The sequence below is a fragment of the Meiothermus sp. genome (assembly GCF_025056915.1).
Taxonomy (GTDB): Bacteria; Deinococcota; Deinococci; order Deinococcales; family Thermaceae; genus Meiothermus.
Map to the genome: position 1 here is coordinate 1 of NZ_JANWVH010000072.1, position 15,008 is coordinate 15,008.

A 15,008-nucleotide genomic window follows, 5' to 3' on the forward strand; every position below is an offset into this window, starting at 1 on the left:
GAAACTTACTCGCGATCCATTTTCCTAGTGGCCTGGGTGCTGAGCCTAGTGGGAGTTCCGCTTGGCCGAGCCCTTCTACGACACTGGTTTGCAGCAAAACCTTGGTGGGGCTATCCTGTGGTGGTACTGGGGGCGGGCAAGACCGGTGAGGCAGTGGTAGAGGCTCTCTGTCAGCAACCGGGGCTGGGCCTAAAGCCCGTAGCTTTTCTCGACGACGACCCCAACAAAAGAGGCGAACGCCTAGGGCTGCCGGTGCTGGGTGGGCTAGAACTGGCCCCCCGTATGGCCCAGGAGTGGGGTATCCGACACGCAGTGCTGGCAATTCCGGGAGCCTCGAGGGCACGGCTCTTGGAGGTTATAGAGCGTTACGGCAGTGCCTTTCCCAAACTGACCCTAGTTCCCGATCTGTTCGGCATGGCAAGCCTGTGGGTCTCGGCTACCGATATGGGTGGCATCCTGGGCCTGGATATACGCCACAACTTGCTCCAACCCTCGGCCCGTTGGCTTAAGCGCGGGCTTGATTTACTGGGAGCGGGGTTGGGAGGCTTGTTGCTGTTACCCCTCGTGGTTTTACTGGCCCTACTGATTCGCCTGGATTCACGTGGTCCAGTGATGTTTGCCCATCTACGCATCGGTAAGGATGGGCGGCCCTTCAAAGCCCTGAAGTTTCGAACGATGGTTCAGAATGCAGATGATGTTTTGCAAAAAGCCCTCGAGCGAGACCCTGTTCTCAGGGATGAGTGGGAGCGCGACCGCAAGCTGCGACGTGACCCCCGCATCACCCGTGTGGGGGCCTGGTTGCGTCGTACCAGTCTTGACGAACTGCCCCAGCTCTGGAATGTGCTGGTGGGGGAGATGAGTTTGGTGGGGCCGCGCCCAATCGTACAGGCCGAGGTTGAGCGATACGGCGATCGTTTTTCGCTCTATGCCCAGGTATTGCCTGGCATGACTGGCCTTTGGCAGGTTTCGGGTCGCAACGACACCACCTATGCCCAGCGGGTGGCGCTGGATACCTATTACGTGCGCAACTGGTCGCCCTGGCTGGACTTCTATGTACTGGCCCGCACGGTGTGGGCAGTGATTTGGAGAAAAGGGGCTTACTGAAGAAGCCAGCAAAAAAGCTTTTCGACCTATTCTGCGCTTTGAAGCTCCTTGAGCAATTCGGGGGCCTGTACGCTCCAATCCTGGTAACTTTTCCGGACTTGCTCGTCCAGTGGGGTTCCCGCGGGCCTGATGCCCGGGGGAAAACGCTTCAAGCCAGCCTCGAGCGCCGCAATGGCCTCGGCCTTGCGCCCCAGCTGGGCGGCCAGGCGGGCTTGTTGCAGGTAGTAGCTGGGGCTGGCAAGAGGGAAAGCGCGGTTGATTTGGGAGAGTGTGGCGAGCTGTTCTTCCGGGGTCTGGGCAAATTGCAGTTTGGCCCGGTAGACCCACAGGCTTTTGGGGTTGAGCCGGGCTGCTTTTTCCAACAGCGTGGCTCGCTCGGCGCCCGAAAGCCGGGCGGCTTCAGCCAGCACCTCGGGGCGATAACCTAGATGCCTGGCACAGTGGGGAGCGCAGGGCCAGTACCACCAGACCGCCAGCCCAACCCCCAACCCGATTCCAACCAGCGAAACGGCCAGGCCCCATTTTGGCTTGGTGCAAGCATCGCTGCCCTCCGACCCCAGGATTTGCCGGTAGACGGCCCCCAGGCTGGCAAAGGCCAGCATCATGACGGCGGGGTACATGCCGGTAATGTCGAAAGCCAGGGTCGCCCACAGCCCCGCAGCCCCCAAAGCCCAGGGCCAGGCCGAGGAATTCCAGCCGCGCCAGAGCACCCAGCCTAAAACTCCCAATAGCAGCAACAGCCGCAGCCAGCCTCCGGTAGCGGCAGCCTCGAGGTAGTAGTTGTGGGCATTGCTGAACAGCACACCCGGGTATTGCTGGTAGGCCGCCAGCACGTCCCGGAAACTGCCGTTGCCGGTGCCGAAGGGCGCTTCGAGGGCGATGTGAAGGGTCTGCGCCCACATTTGCAGTCGGCTGCCAAAACTGCCTTCGGCGGCCAAATCCTGGGTTTGCCGGGCCAGCGAGGCCTTCAGCCCCAGGGCGCTCTCGATGGGAGAGAAGGGCAGCAGCGAGTCTATGCCAATCACTGCCAGCAAAACCGCGCCCAGCCCTACCCCAAGCCGCCAGGGCGCCACGCCTTCCCGCCAGAGCCGCCAGACCAGCAAAAAGGCCATAGCCCCCAGAGGCAGGTACACCGCTCGAGCCGCCGACATCAGGGCCATGTACAAAGCCCCCGTGAGCAGGATGCCCGCCAGGAGGGGCCACCCCCGAAACATCCACACCATACCCAGAGGAAGCAGCACCAGCGCCTGCGCCCCCGCAACGTAGTGGGCCGAACCCGAAAAATACATCACCAGTCCCGACCAGGCCAGGGTGAGCGTGGTCAGGAGCCCATACCCAAGCAGGGCCAGGTTCAATCCCACCAAGCCCGCCAGCCAGCCGCCCGCGGCAAAGGCAGCCAGGTAGGCCAGCTCCCACAAGCCGAGCACCAGGGTATTGGCCGGGGTTAGGCTCCATAAAACGCTCAGCAAGCCCAGTCCCCACCAGGCCCATAAGGCTAGGGGAATCCTCGATAGCCCCGCAATTATGGTTCCCATGGCCACACCCACCAGCCAGAGGGGGGCGGCTTCATAATGCGAGAAGACCTGCTGCCACAACCAAAAAAGCGTTGCAAATAAAGCCAGCGGGGCGAACAATGTGCGAATATGACCGGGCTCGAGCACGGCTTCATTGTAGAGTCACTCCAATGACCGCTCGTGTTTTTTTGCATCAATGGTGGTGGCCCATTTATACGGCTATCTACGTGCTGTTGTTTTATCCGACGTTTTTGATTAATCCGGGCGCAAATTTGAGCAATGTACTCTCCGAATCGTATTCGATAAGAGCGAATGCAACCCTTTTGTTTTTAGCGGTTGGCTTGATTCTGGAGTGGGCAGAGCACCCCAAGTTGCGCTTTCGAGATGCCCGTCATCTGCTAAGAGCCCTACGTCAGCACCCAGTTGTTGTGCTGGCTTTGCTGTACGGGCTTTGGTCTTTGGTGACGGCTTTCTTTGCGTTGGAACCGATAGCGGCGCTCTTAGGTTCGTTTTTTGGCAGTGGGGATGGTGCATTGTTTGCATTAGCTATGGTTGGGGTATTTTTGTTGGTTTACCTGCAAACACTGCGCGATCCAGCGCTTCCCAGCCGCTTGGCCTGGTCGGTTGTGGTCTCGGGTATTGTGATGGCATTACTTGCGCTGATTGAAATCGTCTCCCGTCAAGGGGTTTTCTACCCTATCCATGTAGCAAGCCTGCCCATGGTGACTTTCCCACAAAAAGGTCATCTGGCGGGTTTTTTTGTCCTTGTTGCTGGAATTTTGCTGGGTTTTTTGCGGCAGCGGAGTTGGATTGGGTTATCTGCCCTTTTGGTTGTGAGCACAGCACTGGGAACAACATTCAACAGGGCAGCCTTGCTGGCGCTGGGTGTTGGTGTGCTGTTGTTAGCGGGTAAATGGCGGCAAATGTTTGTGACTGGCCTGGTGATCTGCTTGGGCCTGTCAGCAGGCTGGTTGCTGGTTCGTACACTCAATTCCGAAGGTGAGCGCCAACTTATAAACAACACAACAGCTCAAACCCGCCTCTACATGTGGAAAGCGGCTGTGCGAGGAATCCTGGAACGACCCTTAACCGGGTGGGGAGCAGGACAGTTTGACACGGTCTGGCCGAGGTTTCTCTCTAGAGATGAGCTTGACAAATATGCTCAGATGGAGTGGGGTGTAAAACGGGTTAGAGATGTCTTCCTTGCCCCACGAGCCTCACCTGTGCTTCTTGTGGAGCTGGCTGATGGAAAAGTCGCCATCCAGGGGATTTCTGTCTGGAAAGCGCACAACCAGTTTTTAGATATCGGGTTGTTGCGTGGCCTGGTGGGTTTGTCATTTTACCTGGCACTGTTTTGGTACGTAATCCGTTCAGTAAGTAAGTTCCCTCCGCTGGCAATGGGGCTCATTGCCTATCACGCATTTTTGTTCTTGTGGTTCGCCCCTTTTCACATCGAAGGGACTTTGTGGGCTGTTCTGGGAGGTGCTTGCGCTACAGGAAGCCTAGTTGGGCGAAGGGCGGACAGCGTTTGAAACTTCACTACGAATAGAAGCCCAGGCGACAGCCGCAATCAATACGTGCAGAGGCTCGGTTCCGATGACCGGAAACCAGGCCAGATAGTAGACCATTAAAGCTGTCAATACCCAAATCCAGGCGAGACTGCGGTTTTTCCAGCTTTTCCATATTGGATACAAATACAACAACAACCACAACAGCATGCTCAAACCACCAAAAGCCACCAGGCGATCCAGCCAAAGGTTGTGCGCCTTGTCGAGTGTGATAGGGTAGTTTTGCTTGATGTTGCTCTGGCCTTCAAACTGTTCAAACTCCACTTGAAGATATTTGCTGCGACGTTGCTCGTTCGGAGGCAGCACAACTGTAACCCTGCTCACACGTGCGTCCTGAGGCCAGGCAAATTCCAGTTTGGTCAAAGCAAGTAAATCGGTTACAGGCGGGTCTCGCAACAGGGCAAGCCTGAAAGCATCCGGCCCGCCTCCAATCCAGGGTGCTCCTGGAATTTTGCCCAGGCTTTGATAGGCCAGTGCCCAGATTTGAAAACGACTTTCGAGGGTATTGGTAGCAGTATACTCCCGCGTAAAACCCAGACGGTTCGGGACAATGAACTGAACGCAAAGTACAGCGACGATAGCAAATCCCGATAGAAAGAGCACACTCCAAGTACGATGCGTCCAAATGAGTCCCGCCAAGCCAACAATCAAGGCGATCAAGGCCGCACGGTTGGTGGACGCGCCAAGGGCCAGAGCCGACAAGAAAACTCCTAGCAGCAGCAAGAAGCGGCAGTTTCTACTGACTTGTTGAGTGAATAGCCATATCCCCAGCAGTATAGTGGGCAAGAGGAGACCGGCCAGCATACCCGGGTGGCTGAGGCTGCCAACCGGGTTGCTGTACATGCTCCACTTCACCAATGGCCCAATGGGGTCGAGCTGCAGACGTTGCAGAAGGGCCAGAACTGCTTGAAAGCTGCCACCGGCAAACAATGCCAGCAGAAGCGTGTTGCCCAGTCTCGGCATTTTCAAGAGTAACTGATAGGCAACAATGGCGTAGAGGACCAAACTTACGTGATATAACAAGCCATCAAGTCGCCGCTGCGGCCCAAGCCAAACGTAGCTCCAATCGTCGCGTGCATTAAGGCTGCCTGCCAGTACAAGTAGTAAGTGACTCAATAAAAGAAATACAAAGGGTTCGCGCCACCGTATTTCCCTAACACTGAGCATTCCCAATAGACCAATCAGCAAAAGCACAAGCACCTTGGGAAATAGCTGAAACAATTCTAGCGCTTGGGCGAGTTCTGTATCAAAAATTAGACCGGGTTTCCAGAATAGAGCCCCTGGAATCAAGACCAGGGGAAAAAAGGCGGCAAAAGCGATAAGCGAAATCGCAATTCGATGTTGGTTTGATGGATTCATCGGACTTAATATAGCGTTGTTGGCATCAAACCAAAGACGAAAATGCCCCTCGCGAGAGGGGCTTCCCATACCACAGCGTTGCTTTATGGAAGGGTGAAGGTTCGGCCAGTGGCGCTGGATACAACCACTCGGGCAATGTTACCGCCCAGATCGCTGATCGTGCAAGATTGCACTGTGCTAGCTCCAGGGCTTGTGATGACATAACCTCCGGCCGAGTAACCGTTGGTGCAATCGCCGGTAACCAGGCTATTGTTGTGGTCTTCCGCAACATATGCATTGGCGGCTTTGTATACGTTGTGCCCGTAGGCTTGCGCGGCTCGATCAATACTCAATCGGCGTGCCTGAATCAGGTTGGGCAACAACACTGCGGCCAGAATGCCGATGATTGCGATTACAACCAAGAGCTCAATAAGTGTAAAACCCTTGTTACGCATCGGCACCCCCTTATCAAAACCAGGGGATCCAGACCAACTGATCCCCTGGCTATAGGTTGGGCTAGGCGGGTTTACTGCCCGATGGTGTAGGTTCTATTGTTGGCGCTGGTCACCGTTACAACCGGCGCGTTGACGGAGCCGCTAACAGTGCAACTGGAAACCGTTCCACTACCAGGGCTGGGTACGTTGTAGCTGCCGGCGCTATATCCAGTTGCACAGTTACCAGTGACCAGAGCGTTTTGCGGGTCTTCAGCCACATAGGCCAGGGCGGCTTTGTAAACGTTCTGGCCGTAGGCCTGGGCGGCGCGGTCGGTGGCGGTGCGGCGGGCGTTGAGCAGGTTGGGAATCAGCACCGCGGCCAGGATGCCAATGATGGCAATCACAATCAGGAGCTCGATGAGGGTGAAACCGGACTTTTTCATGCTTCTTCTCCTAGGGTTCCGCACCGTTTTGAATATGGGTATGGGTGCGGCATGGTGTAGTGCAGAGAGGGCTTGGAGCTTCGTGGGAGCGGGCCTATTCCCAAACTCCAGGGCTCAGTATAGCCCCTGGTTTTGTAGGGCGTGTGGAATTTGACCCAACAAGGCCCCCTGTGCGTTACGGGGCCGGCCCCCAGCCGGATTTGTATTTTGCGACCTCCAGGACTGTACAAACCTCCAAACTTCGACGTTTTTGCCCGGAGGCCAAAGGCTCACGAGGAATCTGGGAAAGGGCGCCAGCAAGGTGGAGTGGAGCCCGGTGGCTGGGGCATGGGCCGACAAAACAGTTGCATTTGCTTTGTTTATGGGCGCACCTGGCCCTGGAATAAAAAGTACAGGCTCGGCACGTGCTGCTGGAGGGGTTGCTGTATGTGATGGCAGGAAAAGCCCTTGTGCACAACCGAACCTACTGCAACCTGGTCGTTCGCTTGCTGCGATGGGCTCGAGGCGCGGGCGTGGGGTCTATTTCGCCGATGTGAAGCTGGGGGTGGACTTCCAGACCGCCTATTGCCCGGATGTTGTGGTGGGTTGTAAACCGAAAAACCACGAGCACTATGTGGAGTACCCCTGCTTGGTAGTCGAAGTTTTGTCGCGCAGCACAGAGGTGTTGGATCGGTGGGAAAAGCTAGCCGAGTAACGCCAGATTACGAGCCTGCGGGCCTATGTGTGGGCGGACTTGCTCATGCGACGGCTCGAGGCCGCGAAGGCCCAAACTGGCTTTATCTGGATGCGATGGGGGAGGGCAGCCTTCCCATTCCCTGCCCGGGGATGCACCAGAGCCTATGCGAGGTGTACGAAGGGTTGGACGTGCCCATCGGGCGACCCCGCGACGAGGCTTGACGAGACTGCCCCTGGCCCCTATACTTTCCCTTGCTGTTTGCGGGGCTGTGGCGCAGCTGGGAGCGCGTCTGAATGGCATTCAGAAGGTCAGGGGTTCGAATCCCCTCAGCTCCACCAAAAAGGCAAAACCCGTGGATGAACGCCACGGGTTTTTTTTGGCTGTCCAGGGCCGCCCATCCACCCCACAGTGGCCTAGCGAACCCGGTGGGCCAGGAGCCGAAGCCCCACCAGCACCACAAACACTGTGCCGCCTTCGTGGGCCACCACCCCCAGCGGGAGGGGCACTTTTCCGGCCAGGGCAAAAGCACCCACCACCACAATCACCCCCAGGGCAAAGCTAAGGTTGAAATAGACGGTGCGGGCGGTGGCCCGGGCCAGCTGCTGGGCGCCCACCAGGCGGGTCAGGTCGTTTTTCATGAGCACGAGGTCGGCGCTCTCGAGCGATACATCCGATCCGGCGGCCATCGAGACCCCCACCGCGGCGGCGTTCAGGGCCGGGGCGTCGTTGAGGCCGTCGCCGACCATGACCACCGTGCCTTCCTGGTTTAGCTGCTGGATGCGGGTCAGTTTGTCCTCCGGCAACAGCTCGGCATAGACCTCGGTGATGCCCACCTGGGCCGCGATGTGCTGGGCCACGGCTTTGCGGTCGCCGGTGAGCATGACCACCCGCGCGCCCTGCTGCTGAAGGCGGGCAATGGCCTGGGCCGCCTCGGGGCGGGGGGTGTCGGCCACGCCCAGCAGGGCCAGGGGGTGATGGTCGGTGCCCAGAACGGCAGTGGTGAGGCCCCTCGACTCCATGGCTTGCATTTGAGCTTCCACTTCGGGCGGCAGCACCACATTCAGGCTCTCCAGCAGGCGCCGGTTGCCCACCCAGACCTGCGTGCCGTCGGCCAGGAGGCCCAGCACCCCGTGGCCCCGCACGGCCCGAATCTCGCCCACCTCGGGGGTGGGGCCCGTCCAGCCCTGGGCAATAGCCTGGGCGATGGGGTGTTCGCTGTAGCGCTCGATGCCGGCGGCCAGGGCCCGGGCCTCGGTTTCGGAGCCCTGCAGCGTGACCACCTCGACCAGTTTCATGCGCCCTTCGGTCAGGGTACCGGTTTTGTCGAACACAAAGATATTGGCCCGGGCCAGGGACTCCAGCGCGGCCCCGCTCTTGAACAAAGCCCCGGCCCTCGCACCCGCGGCCATGGCCGATAGCACCGCCGCCGGCGTGGCAATCACCACCGCGCAGGGGCTGGCCACCACCAGAAAGGTCATGGCCCGGTACCAGGCCTGGGCAGCCTCGAGGCCAAACACAAAGTGGGCCACGGCAAAGACCACCGGGGCCGACAGCAGCACCGCGACGGTATAGGGCCCCTCGAAGCGTTCGGCAAAGCGCTCGGTGCGGCTTTTGCTGGCCTGGGCGCTTTCCACCAGCTTGATGAGTTTGGCCAGGGTGCTCTCGCTGGCGGGCCGCTCGACCCGTACCCGCAGGGCTCCATGGCCGTTGAGGGTGCCGCTTTTCACGGGGTCGCCCGGCTTTTTGTCCACCGGCACGCTCTCGCCGGTGAGGGCGCTCTCGTCCACATCGGAAAAGCCATCCAGCACCACGCCGTCGGCGGCGAAGCGCTCACCGGGGCGCACCACCAGCAGGTCGCCGGGGCGCAGGGCTTCCAGGGGCCGCCACTGCTCGCTGCCATCCGGCAGCAGCACGCTGGCCCCCTCGGGGTGCAGGGTCATGAGGGCCTCGATGGCCCGCCGGGTGCGGTTCATGGCCCAGCTTTGCAGGGTGTTGGAGAGGCTGAACAAAAAGAGCAGGATGGCCCCATCGCCGGCCTGCCCCACCGAAGCGGCGCCCAGCGCGGCCACCACCATCAACAGGTCCACGTCCAGCTTGCGCTGCTGCAACAGGCTTCGCACCGCCTTGAGGGCCGAGGGAACCCCCCCCGCCAGAAAAGCCAGCGCCCACAGGCTGTTCTGGAGCCAGGCCAGCTCATAGGCCCCGGCCACAAAGCCCCCCACCACCCCCAGCAGGGTCAGGCCGGACAGCAGGAAGCCCCGCTTGACCTCGTGGTGCCAGAACAGCCGCCAGGGGTTTTGGGGTTGGGAGGAAGGGACCGCAATCGTGCTCATAAAGGGTTCCTTTGGACCAAAGGGGTGTTGCTGGAAATAGTAATCATTATCAATAAGAGTATTCCATGAACGCCCGGCAGATGCAAGTCCAATCCCGAGCAGTTTAGTGCGGATTATCCCCGTTCCGCACGTAAATTGTACCGCTTTACCCTCAGGACATTCGGCATCTGGCGATACCAGGTTCAGGCGTGCAAGCAACTTTCAAGGATACTCAAGGTGAGAGTGGGTGGGGGAGGTGGGTGTTCGGTTTCTGACACCTGTTCCGCATCCCGAAACTTTGCTTCCTTATCGCGCGCTTCACAGACGTGGCCGCCCACGAAAACGAGCATGCGTCTGGGCCGAGACGCATGTTTTCGAGTTTCCAGGCGGCCACTGTTCTGTAACAAGGCTTTCTCGAACTCGAGTGGCTCACAATATGTGAAGAGCGCTCTAGATGGGACGCTTGACAACGGAGAGGGCCGCCAGCAAATCTTCTTCGCCAAAGGGCTTGGGGATGTGGGTGACTCGAGCGTTCCTGACCCAAAGCCCCCGCGGGGGTTGTTCGGCAATCAGCCAGATGGGCAGGTAGCGTCCATTGGGTAGGGCCCGCAGCTGGCGGACCTTGTCGGGCAGGTCGGCCCCCTCGAGCAGCACGCCGTGGAGCCGGTGGTGCTCCAGGATGCGCTTGGCGCTTTGCAGGTCGGGGGGCAGCATGACCCGGTAGCGGTGGCGCTCGAGGGTGACCAGCAAAAGCCGCCGGATCAGGTTGGAGTCGCACAAAACCATGAGCAGCGGGTCGTGGGGGCGCACATCGGCCTCCATCAGAATGCCCCGGCTTTTCAGCTCGTAGAGCAGGTGGTAGACCTGCTCCTCGGGTAGGTCGCATTCCAGCGCCACCGAGCGGGCCCGCCGGACCCCGTCTACGGCTTCCAGCACCGTCCAGGCGTCGGGTGAAAGGGCGTGACGGGTGGGGTCGCCGGCCAGTTGCAGCACGGTTTCGGGCTCCACCTTGCCCCGCATCCACTCGTCCAGGCGGCGAAGGGCTTCCATCAGAATGGTGCTGGTATCGGTCACCCCGGGCAGCAGCACCTGTGAGGCGTCCACGGGCGGGGTTTCGGCCACCAGCTCGCCCTCCGGCTGGCCCAGCAAGGTGGCCAGCCCCTCCAGGATTTGCGCGTGCAACACGTCGTTCAGCTCGTCCTCGGTGACCATTTTTTGTTGCAGGGCCAGAAAGCCCAGGGGGGTTCCGGGGTTCTCCTGTTGCTGGAATTTGACCAGTTCCTGCACCTGCTCCAGGGTCAGGTAGTCGAAGCGCACCAGGTACTCGCCCAGGTGGGGGCCGGGGTGGGTCTGGATGTAGGCGATTTTCCCCTCGCGGATGTGAATCCGGCCCTTGAGCTGGGGGCAGGTGAGGTTGATAACCGCATTTTTGCGGCCCGCCTCGAGGGTTCGCAGCAGGTCACCCAGTTCAATTTCGTCCAGCCTGGCCCGTATCACAGCAAAGCATCCTTGGCGATTGCCGGAGGCAATCCCACCTCAGTATGGCACTTCCAGGGGGACAGGGGGCAGGGCTTGGGGAGTCGGGTGAGGGCCTGATGTATGCCCGGTCTCGTTGGGGCTGGGGGGCCGACCCCGGTTCCCTGAGGCCGACCTTCGCATGAGGGGCTGTTCCCTTTTTACTCCAGCAGGCGGCTTTGCTCGGGCAGGGGATAGCCGAAGTGGGCGTAGGCCCGCTCGGTGGCCTGGCGGCCCCGGGGGGTGCGCTTGAGCAGGCCGAGCTGAATCAGGAACGGCTCGTGGACTTCCTCTAAGGTTTCGGGGTCTTCGGAGAGGGCGGTGGCGAGGGTCTCGAGGCCCACCGGCCCTCCGGCGAAGCGTTCGATCACGGTCTGCACGATGAGCCGGTCGCGGGCGTCGAGGCCCAAAGCATCCATGCCCAGCGCGTCGAGGGCGTGCCGGGTGCGCTCGAGGCGCACCGCCGGTTCCCCGGCTACCTCCACAAAATCGCGCACCCGCCGAAAAAGCCGCTTGGCGATGCGCATGGTGCCCCGGCTGCGGTGGGCGATTTCCAGGGCGGCCTCGGGCTCGATTTCCAGGCCCATCAGCCGGGCGTCGCGCTCGATGCCCTGGGCCAGCTCGGCTTCGGTGTAGAACTCGAGGTGCTCGATGATGCCAAACCGGCTTCGCAGCGGCCCGGAGATGAGGCCCGGACGGGTGGTGGCCCCCACCAGGGTGAAGCGGGGCAGATCGAGCCGCAGGGTGCGGGCGGCGGGGCCGGCGCCAATCACGATGTCAATCTTGAAGTCCTCCAAAGCCGGGTAGAGGTGCTCTTCGGCGGCTTTGGAAAGGCGGTGAATCTCGTCTATGAAGAGGATGTCGCCCTCCTCGAGGGTGTTGGTGAGGATGGCCGCCAGGTCGCCGGGTTTTTCGATAGCGGGGCCGCTGGTCACGCGGATGTTTACCCCCAGCTCGTAGGCCACCACATGGGCCAGGGTGGTCTTGCCCAGTCCGGGCGGCCCGAACAGCAAGAGGTGGTCGAGGGCCTCGCCCCGGTTTTTGGCGGCCTCGAGGTAGACCCGCAGTTTTTGCTTGAGTTTGGCCTGCCCCACGTAGTCGTCCAGGCTTTTGGGCCGCAGGGTCAAATCGGCTTCCACGCCCCTCATCATACAGGCAGGCCCCCAGGCCGTTACGTTTTTTGCGTAACCCACCCGGCTTTCATCTGTGGGCGAAAGCTGGGCCTGGGGTGGGTGCGCCGAAGGGCGTTCAGAACAGGGCATGGGCGGAAGGGGCAGCGATCAGCCGATGCCCCGGAAAAGGTGGGGTAAGGTCCGGTGAGGGGACTGCACCCTGGATTGACCAGCGGGGCGCAAGCTGGCAGACCTTGCATTGAAAGCTGCATCGCATCAAAGCCCGTACAAACACACCTGCACGGTGAGCGAATCATGTCAATCCTAGCCTGCACCCGCTGCGAAAGGCCAGGTGGGGTGGCTAAGCGGGCTCCTCACGCAATCTGTGACCGTGCATTGAATCGCTCCGGCCATCCACTACAATGGCAAGGGTGGTGCGGTTTTCGGCCAGCGGGGTTCGACTCGACCAGGCCCTGGCCTTTGAGGCCAATACCTCCAGGGCCAAGGCCCAGGCCTGGATCGAGGCGGGGCTGGTTCGGGTAGGGGGCAAGGTCATGACCAAGCCCTCCTACAAGCTCCGGGGCGAGGCGGTGGAGGTAGAGCCGCCTCCGCCTGTGGCGGCTGCGGTGGCCGCCGAAGATATCCCGCTCGAGGTCTTGTACGAAGACCCCGACCTGATCGCAATCAACAAACCGGCGGGCATGATCACCCACCCCGCGCCTGGGGTGTACTCGGGAACCCTGGTCAACGCCATCCTGGGCCGCTTTGGGCTGGAGGTCTCGCCGGGGGAGGGCGAGGAGGCCGACCGGCCCGAACGGGTGCGCCCCGGCATTGTGCACCGACTCGACAAAGACACCAGCGGGGTGATTGTGGTGGCCCGCCACGAGGCCGCCCACCGTCGCCTGTCGGAAGCCTTTGCGGGGCGCAGTGTGTACAAGCGCTACCTGGCCCTTACGGTGGGCATCCCGCCCGAGGGCCTCCTGTCGGCCCCCATTGGCCGTCATCCGGTGGACCGAACCCGCATGCACGTGGGCGGGATTGCGGCCCGGCACGCCCAGACCGATTTTGAAGTGCTGGCCTCGGTGGAGAGATATGCCCTGGTCTCGGCCATTCTGCACACCGGGCGCACCCATCAGATTCGCGTGCATCTGAAGCACCTGCACGCCCCCATCCTGGGCGACGAGGTCTACGGCAGGCCCTCCGAACTGATGGCGCGGCAGGCTTTGCACGCTTACGAGTTGCGCCTGCAGCACCCCCGTACTGGCAAGTACCTGCATTTTGTGGCCCCCATTCCAGCCGATATGGTGCGGGCCTGGGGGCTTTTGGGCGGGCGCTGGCCGGATGGCTTGCAGACTGAGGCGATGGGGCCTATTCGAGAAGGGTAACTCCAAACCGCCGCCGGGTCTGGGGTGGCCCGGCTTTTTGGCTTGAATTGTGGGGATGGGTTGGGAATACTGGGGAACAAAACCCCGGAGGTGCGGTATGAATGTTGTGTTTCTTTCTCCTCATTTCCCTCCCAACTTCTGGCCTTTTTGTGTGCGTTTGCGCGAAGCGGGCCACACCGTGCTGGGCCTGGCCGATGCTGAATACGACCAGCTTCGCCCCGAACTGAAGCAGGCCCTGACCGAGTATTACAAGGTTTCCGATATGCACAACTACGACGAGCTGGTGCGGGCGCTGGGCTTTTTCACCCACAAGTACGGGAAGCTCGAGCGCCTCGACTCCATGAACGAGTACTGGCTCGAGACCGAGGCCAGGCTGCGCGAGGACTTCAACATCTTCGGGCTGCGTCCAGCGGACATGGACCGGGTCAAGCGCAAATCGGTCATGAAGCAGTATTTCCAGCGGGCCGGGCTGAAGGTGGCGCGGGGCCGGGTCTGCCGCACGGCGGTGGAGGTTCAGGACTTTGTGGAAGAGGTGGGCTACCCGGTGGTGGCCAAGCCCGATGTGGGGGTGGGCGCGGCCAAGACCTACAAAATCACCAACGATGCCGAGCTGATGGACTACATCGCCACCAAGCCGCCGGTGGACTACATCGTGGAGGAGTTTATTCCGGGCCGAATCATCACCTACGATGGCCTGACCGACATCAAGGGCCAGGTGGTTTTCGACAGCTCGCTGGAGTACTCCAAAGGCGTGATGGACGTGGTCAACGAGGATACCGACATCTACTACTACATGGTGCGGGAAATTCCCGAAGACCTGCGCGAGGCCGGGCGCCGGGTGGTCGAGGCCTTCAACGTGGTGGAGCGCTTCTTCCATTTCGAGTTCTTCCGCTTAGACGACGGCTCGCTGGTGGCGCTGGAGGTGAACATGCGCCCGCCGGGGGGCCTCTCGATTGACATGTTCAACTACGCCAACGACATAGACGTTTTCCGTGAGTGGGTGAACGTGCTGACCTATGGCAGCGTGAGCCAGCAGGCCAAGCACCCCTATTTCTGCACCTATGTGGGCCGCAAAGACCACATCCACTACAAGCGTTCACATGAACAGGTGATGGCCGAGTTCGGCCCCCTGGTGGCCCACCACGAACGCATCAGCGGTATTTTTGCCGGGGCCATCGGCAACTACGGCTACATCCTGCGCCACCCCGAGTTGCCCACCCTGTTGCAGGCGGCGCAGGCAATTCAGGAGCGGGCCTAGATGGAACTCAGGGATTAGGAGGGGATAGGAACACCCGCCCTTCACATATCTTCAGTCCCCTCTGAACGGAGTTCACCATGCACACCGAATATCACAAATGGTATAGCCCCCACCTGGGGCAGGAAATGGAACTCAAGCTCTACGGCCACTACGGCCAGCCGGTGATGGTCTTTCCGGCCCAGAACGGGCGCTGGTACGACTGGGAGGGCCACGCCGGGATGGCCCAGGCCCTCTCGCCCATGATTGAAGCCGGGCGGGTCAAGTTTTTTTGCGTGGACGGCATTGACTTCCAGAGCTGGACCAACCAGAGCATCCCCCCCTGGGCGCGGGCCCGCCGTCACAACGACTA

At 60.8% G+C, this 15,008-nt stretch carries 13 protein-coding genes, 1 tRNA gene and 1 pseudogene; 8 read left to right on the forward strand and 7 right to left on the reverse strand.

The annotated features are described in order from the left end of the window. On the forward strand, window positions 1–1,104 hold a 1,104-nt coding region (gene wbaP, locus NZN28_RS11205), incomplete at its 5' end, for an undecaprenyl-phosphate galactose phosphotransferase WbaP (protein ID WP_295398221.1). Window positions 1,105–1,130: 26 nt separating this feature from the next. On the opposite strand, the gene NZN28_RS11210 is transcribed toward wbaP, so the two are convergent. Further along, entirely contained in the window at window positions 1,131–2,639 is a 1,509-nt protein-coding gene (locus tag NZN28_RS11210; RefSeq protein WP_295398223.1) for an O-antigen ligase family protein, read from the reverse strand. Window positions 2,640–2,788: 149 nt separating this feature from the next. Here NZN28_RS11210 and NZN28_RS11215 point away from each other — a divergent pair, with 149 nt between their 5' ends. Continuing rightward, a complete protein-coding gene (locus NZN28_RS11215; protein WP_295398225.1) occupies window positions 2,789–4,150 on the forward strand; it encodes a hypothetical protein in 1,362 nt (453 codons plus the stop codon). On the opposite strand, the gene NZN28_RS11220 is transcribed toward NZN28_RS11215, so the two are convergent. The 3 genes from NZN28_RS11220 to NZN28_RS11230 form a co-directional block, all read right to left on the reverse strand. Continuing rightward, window positions 4,121–5,614 carry a hypothetical protein gene (locus tag NZN28_RS11220; RefSeq protein WP_295398226.1) on the reverse strand — a complete coding sequence of 498 codons (1,494 nt, stop codon included), beginning with the start codon at window positions 5,612–5,614 and terminating at the stop codon, window positions 4,121–4,123. The genes NZN28_RS11215 and NZN28_RS11220 overlap by 30 nt on opposite strands. A gap of 14 nt (window positions 5,615–5,628) precedes the next feature. Continuing rightward, window positions 5,629–5,979, reverse strand: a complete 351-nt coding sequence (locus NZN28_RS11225) for a type II secretion system protein (RefSeq protein WP_295398228.1) — start codon at window positions 5,977–5,979, stop codon at window positions 5,629–5,631. Window positions 5,980–6,050: 71 nt separating this feature from the next. Continuing rightward, the gene (locus NZN28_RS11230; protein ID WP_295398229.1) at window positions 6,051–6,401 is read right to left on the reverse strand and encodes a type II secretion system protein; all 351 of its coding nucleotides are present in this window, start codon (window positions 6,399–6,401) and stop codon (window positions 6,051–6,053) included. Window positions 6,402–6,894: 493 nt separating this feature from the next. Between NZN28_RS11230 and NZN28_RS14645 the strand changes: the two genes are divergently transcribed. The 3 genes from NZN28_RS14645 (at window position 6,895) to NZN28_RS11240 (ending at window position 7,415) form a co-directional block, all read left to right on the forward strand. Then, window positions 6,895–7,095 carry a Uma2 family endonuclease gene (locus NZN28_RS14645; protein ID WP_367275833.1) on the forward strand — a complete coding sequence of 67 codons (201 nt, stop codon included), beginning with the start codon at window positions 6,895–6,897 and terminating at the stop codon, window positions 7,093–7,095. A gap of 29 nt (window positions 7,096–7,124) precedes the next feature. Next, window positions 7,125–7,298 (forward strand): hypothetical protein, encoded by a 174-nt coding sequence (locus NZN28_RS11235; protein ID WP_295398231.1) that lies wholly within the window; start codon window positions 7,125–7,127, stop codon window positions 7,296–7,298. Window positions 7,299–7,339: 41 nt separating this feature from the next. Then, a tRNA-Ala gene (locus NZN28_RS11240) sits at window positions 7,340–7,415 on the forward strand. 75 nt (window positions 7,416–7,490) lie between these two features. Here the strand turns inward: NZN28_RS11240 and NZN28_RS11245 are convergent. The 3 genes from NZN28_RS11245 to ruvB form a co-directional block, all read right to left on the reverse strand. Further along, complete coding sequence (locus NZN28_RS11245; protein WP_295398232.1) at window positions 7,491–9,410, reverse strand: cation-translocating P-type ATPase; 1,920 nt, start codon at window positions 9,408–9,410, stop codon at window positions 7,491–7,493. Window positions 9,411–9,839: 429 nt separating this feature from the next. Further along, a complete protein-coding gene (locus NZN28_RS11250) occupies window positions 9,840–10,886 on the reverse strand; it encodes a response regulator (protein WP_295398233.1) in 1,047 nt (348 codons plus the stop codon). Between the two features lie 179 nt (window positions 10,887–11,065). Next, window positions 11,066–12,055 carry a Holliday junction branch migration DNA helicase RuvB gene (ruvB, locus tag NZN28_RS11255; protein WP_295398234.1) on the reverse strand — a complete coding sequence of 330 codons (990 nt, stop codon included), beginning with the start codon at window positions 12,053–12,055 and terminating at the stop codon, window positions 11,066–11,068. Between the two features lie 392 nt (window positions 12,056–12,447). Between ruvB and NZN28_RS11260 the strand changes: the two genes are divergently transcribed. From NZN28_RS11260 to NZN28_RS11270, 3 genes and pseudogenes are all read left to right on the forward strand, one after another. Then, entirely contained in the window at window positions 12,448–13,401 is a 954-nt protein-coding gene (locus NZN28_RS11260; RefSeq protein WP_295398235.1) for an RluA family pseudouridine synthase, read from the forward strand. A 97-nt stretch (window positions 13,402–13,498) separates the two neighbouring features. Further along, a complete protein-coding gene (locus NZN28_RS11265) occupies window positions 13,499–14,659 on the forward strand; it encodes an ATP-grasp domain-containing protein (RefSeq protein WP_295398237.1) in 1,161 nt (386 codons plus the stop codon). A 77-nt stretch (window positions 14,660–14,736) separates the two neighbouring features. Further along, window positions 14,737–15,008: pseudogene (locus NZN28_RS11270) on the forward strand (alpha/beta hydrolase-fold protein); the annotation flags it as partial.

Coding starts and splice junctions, on each gene's coding strand:
- NZN28_RS11210 (WP_295398223.1), bottom strand. CDS start 2,639: ATGGGAACCATAATTGCGGGGCTATCGAGGATTCCCCTAGCCTTATGG.
- NZN28_RS11245 (WP_295398232.1), bottom strand. CDS start 9,410: ATGAGCACGATTGCGGTCCCTTCCTCCCAACCCCAAAACCCCTGGCGG.
- NZN28_RS11230 (WP_295398229.1), bottom strand. CDS start 6,401: ATGAAAAAGTCCGGTTTCACCCTCATCGAGCTCCTGATTGTGATTGCC.
- NZN28_RS11215 (WP_295398225.1), top strand. CDS start 2,789: ATGACCGCTCGTGTTTTTTTGCATCAATGGTGGTGGCCCATTTATACG.
- NZN28_RS14645 (WP_367275833.1), top strand. CDS start 6,895: ATGGGCTCGAGGCGCGGGCGTGGGGTCTATTTCGCCGATGTGAAGCTG.
- NZN28_RS11220 (WP_295398226.1), bottom strand. CDS start 5,614: ATGGGAAGCCCCTCTCGCGAGGGGCATTTTCGTCTTTGGTTTGATGCC.
- NZN28_RS11265 (WP_295398237.1), top strand. CDS start 13,499: ATGAATGTTGTGTTTCTTTCTCCTCATTTCCCTCCCAACTTCTGGCCT.
- ruvB (WP_295398234.1), bottom strand. CDS start 12,055: ATGATGAGGGGCGTGGAAGCCGATTTGACCCTGCGGCCCAAAAGCCTG.
- NZN28_RS11225 (WP_295398228.1), bottom strand. CDS start 5,979: ATGCGTAACAAGGGTTTTACACTTATTGAGCTCTTGGTTGTAATCGCA.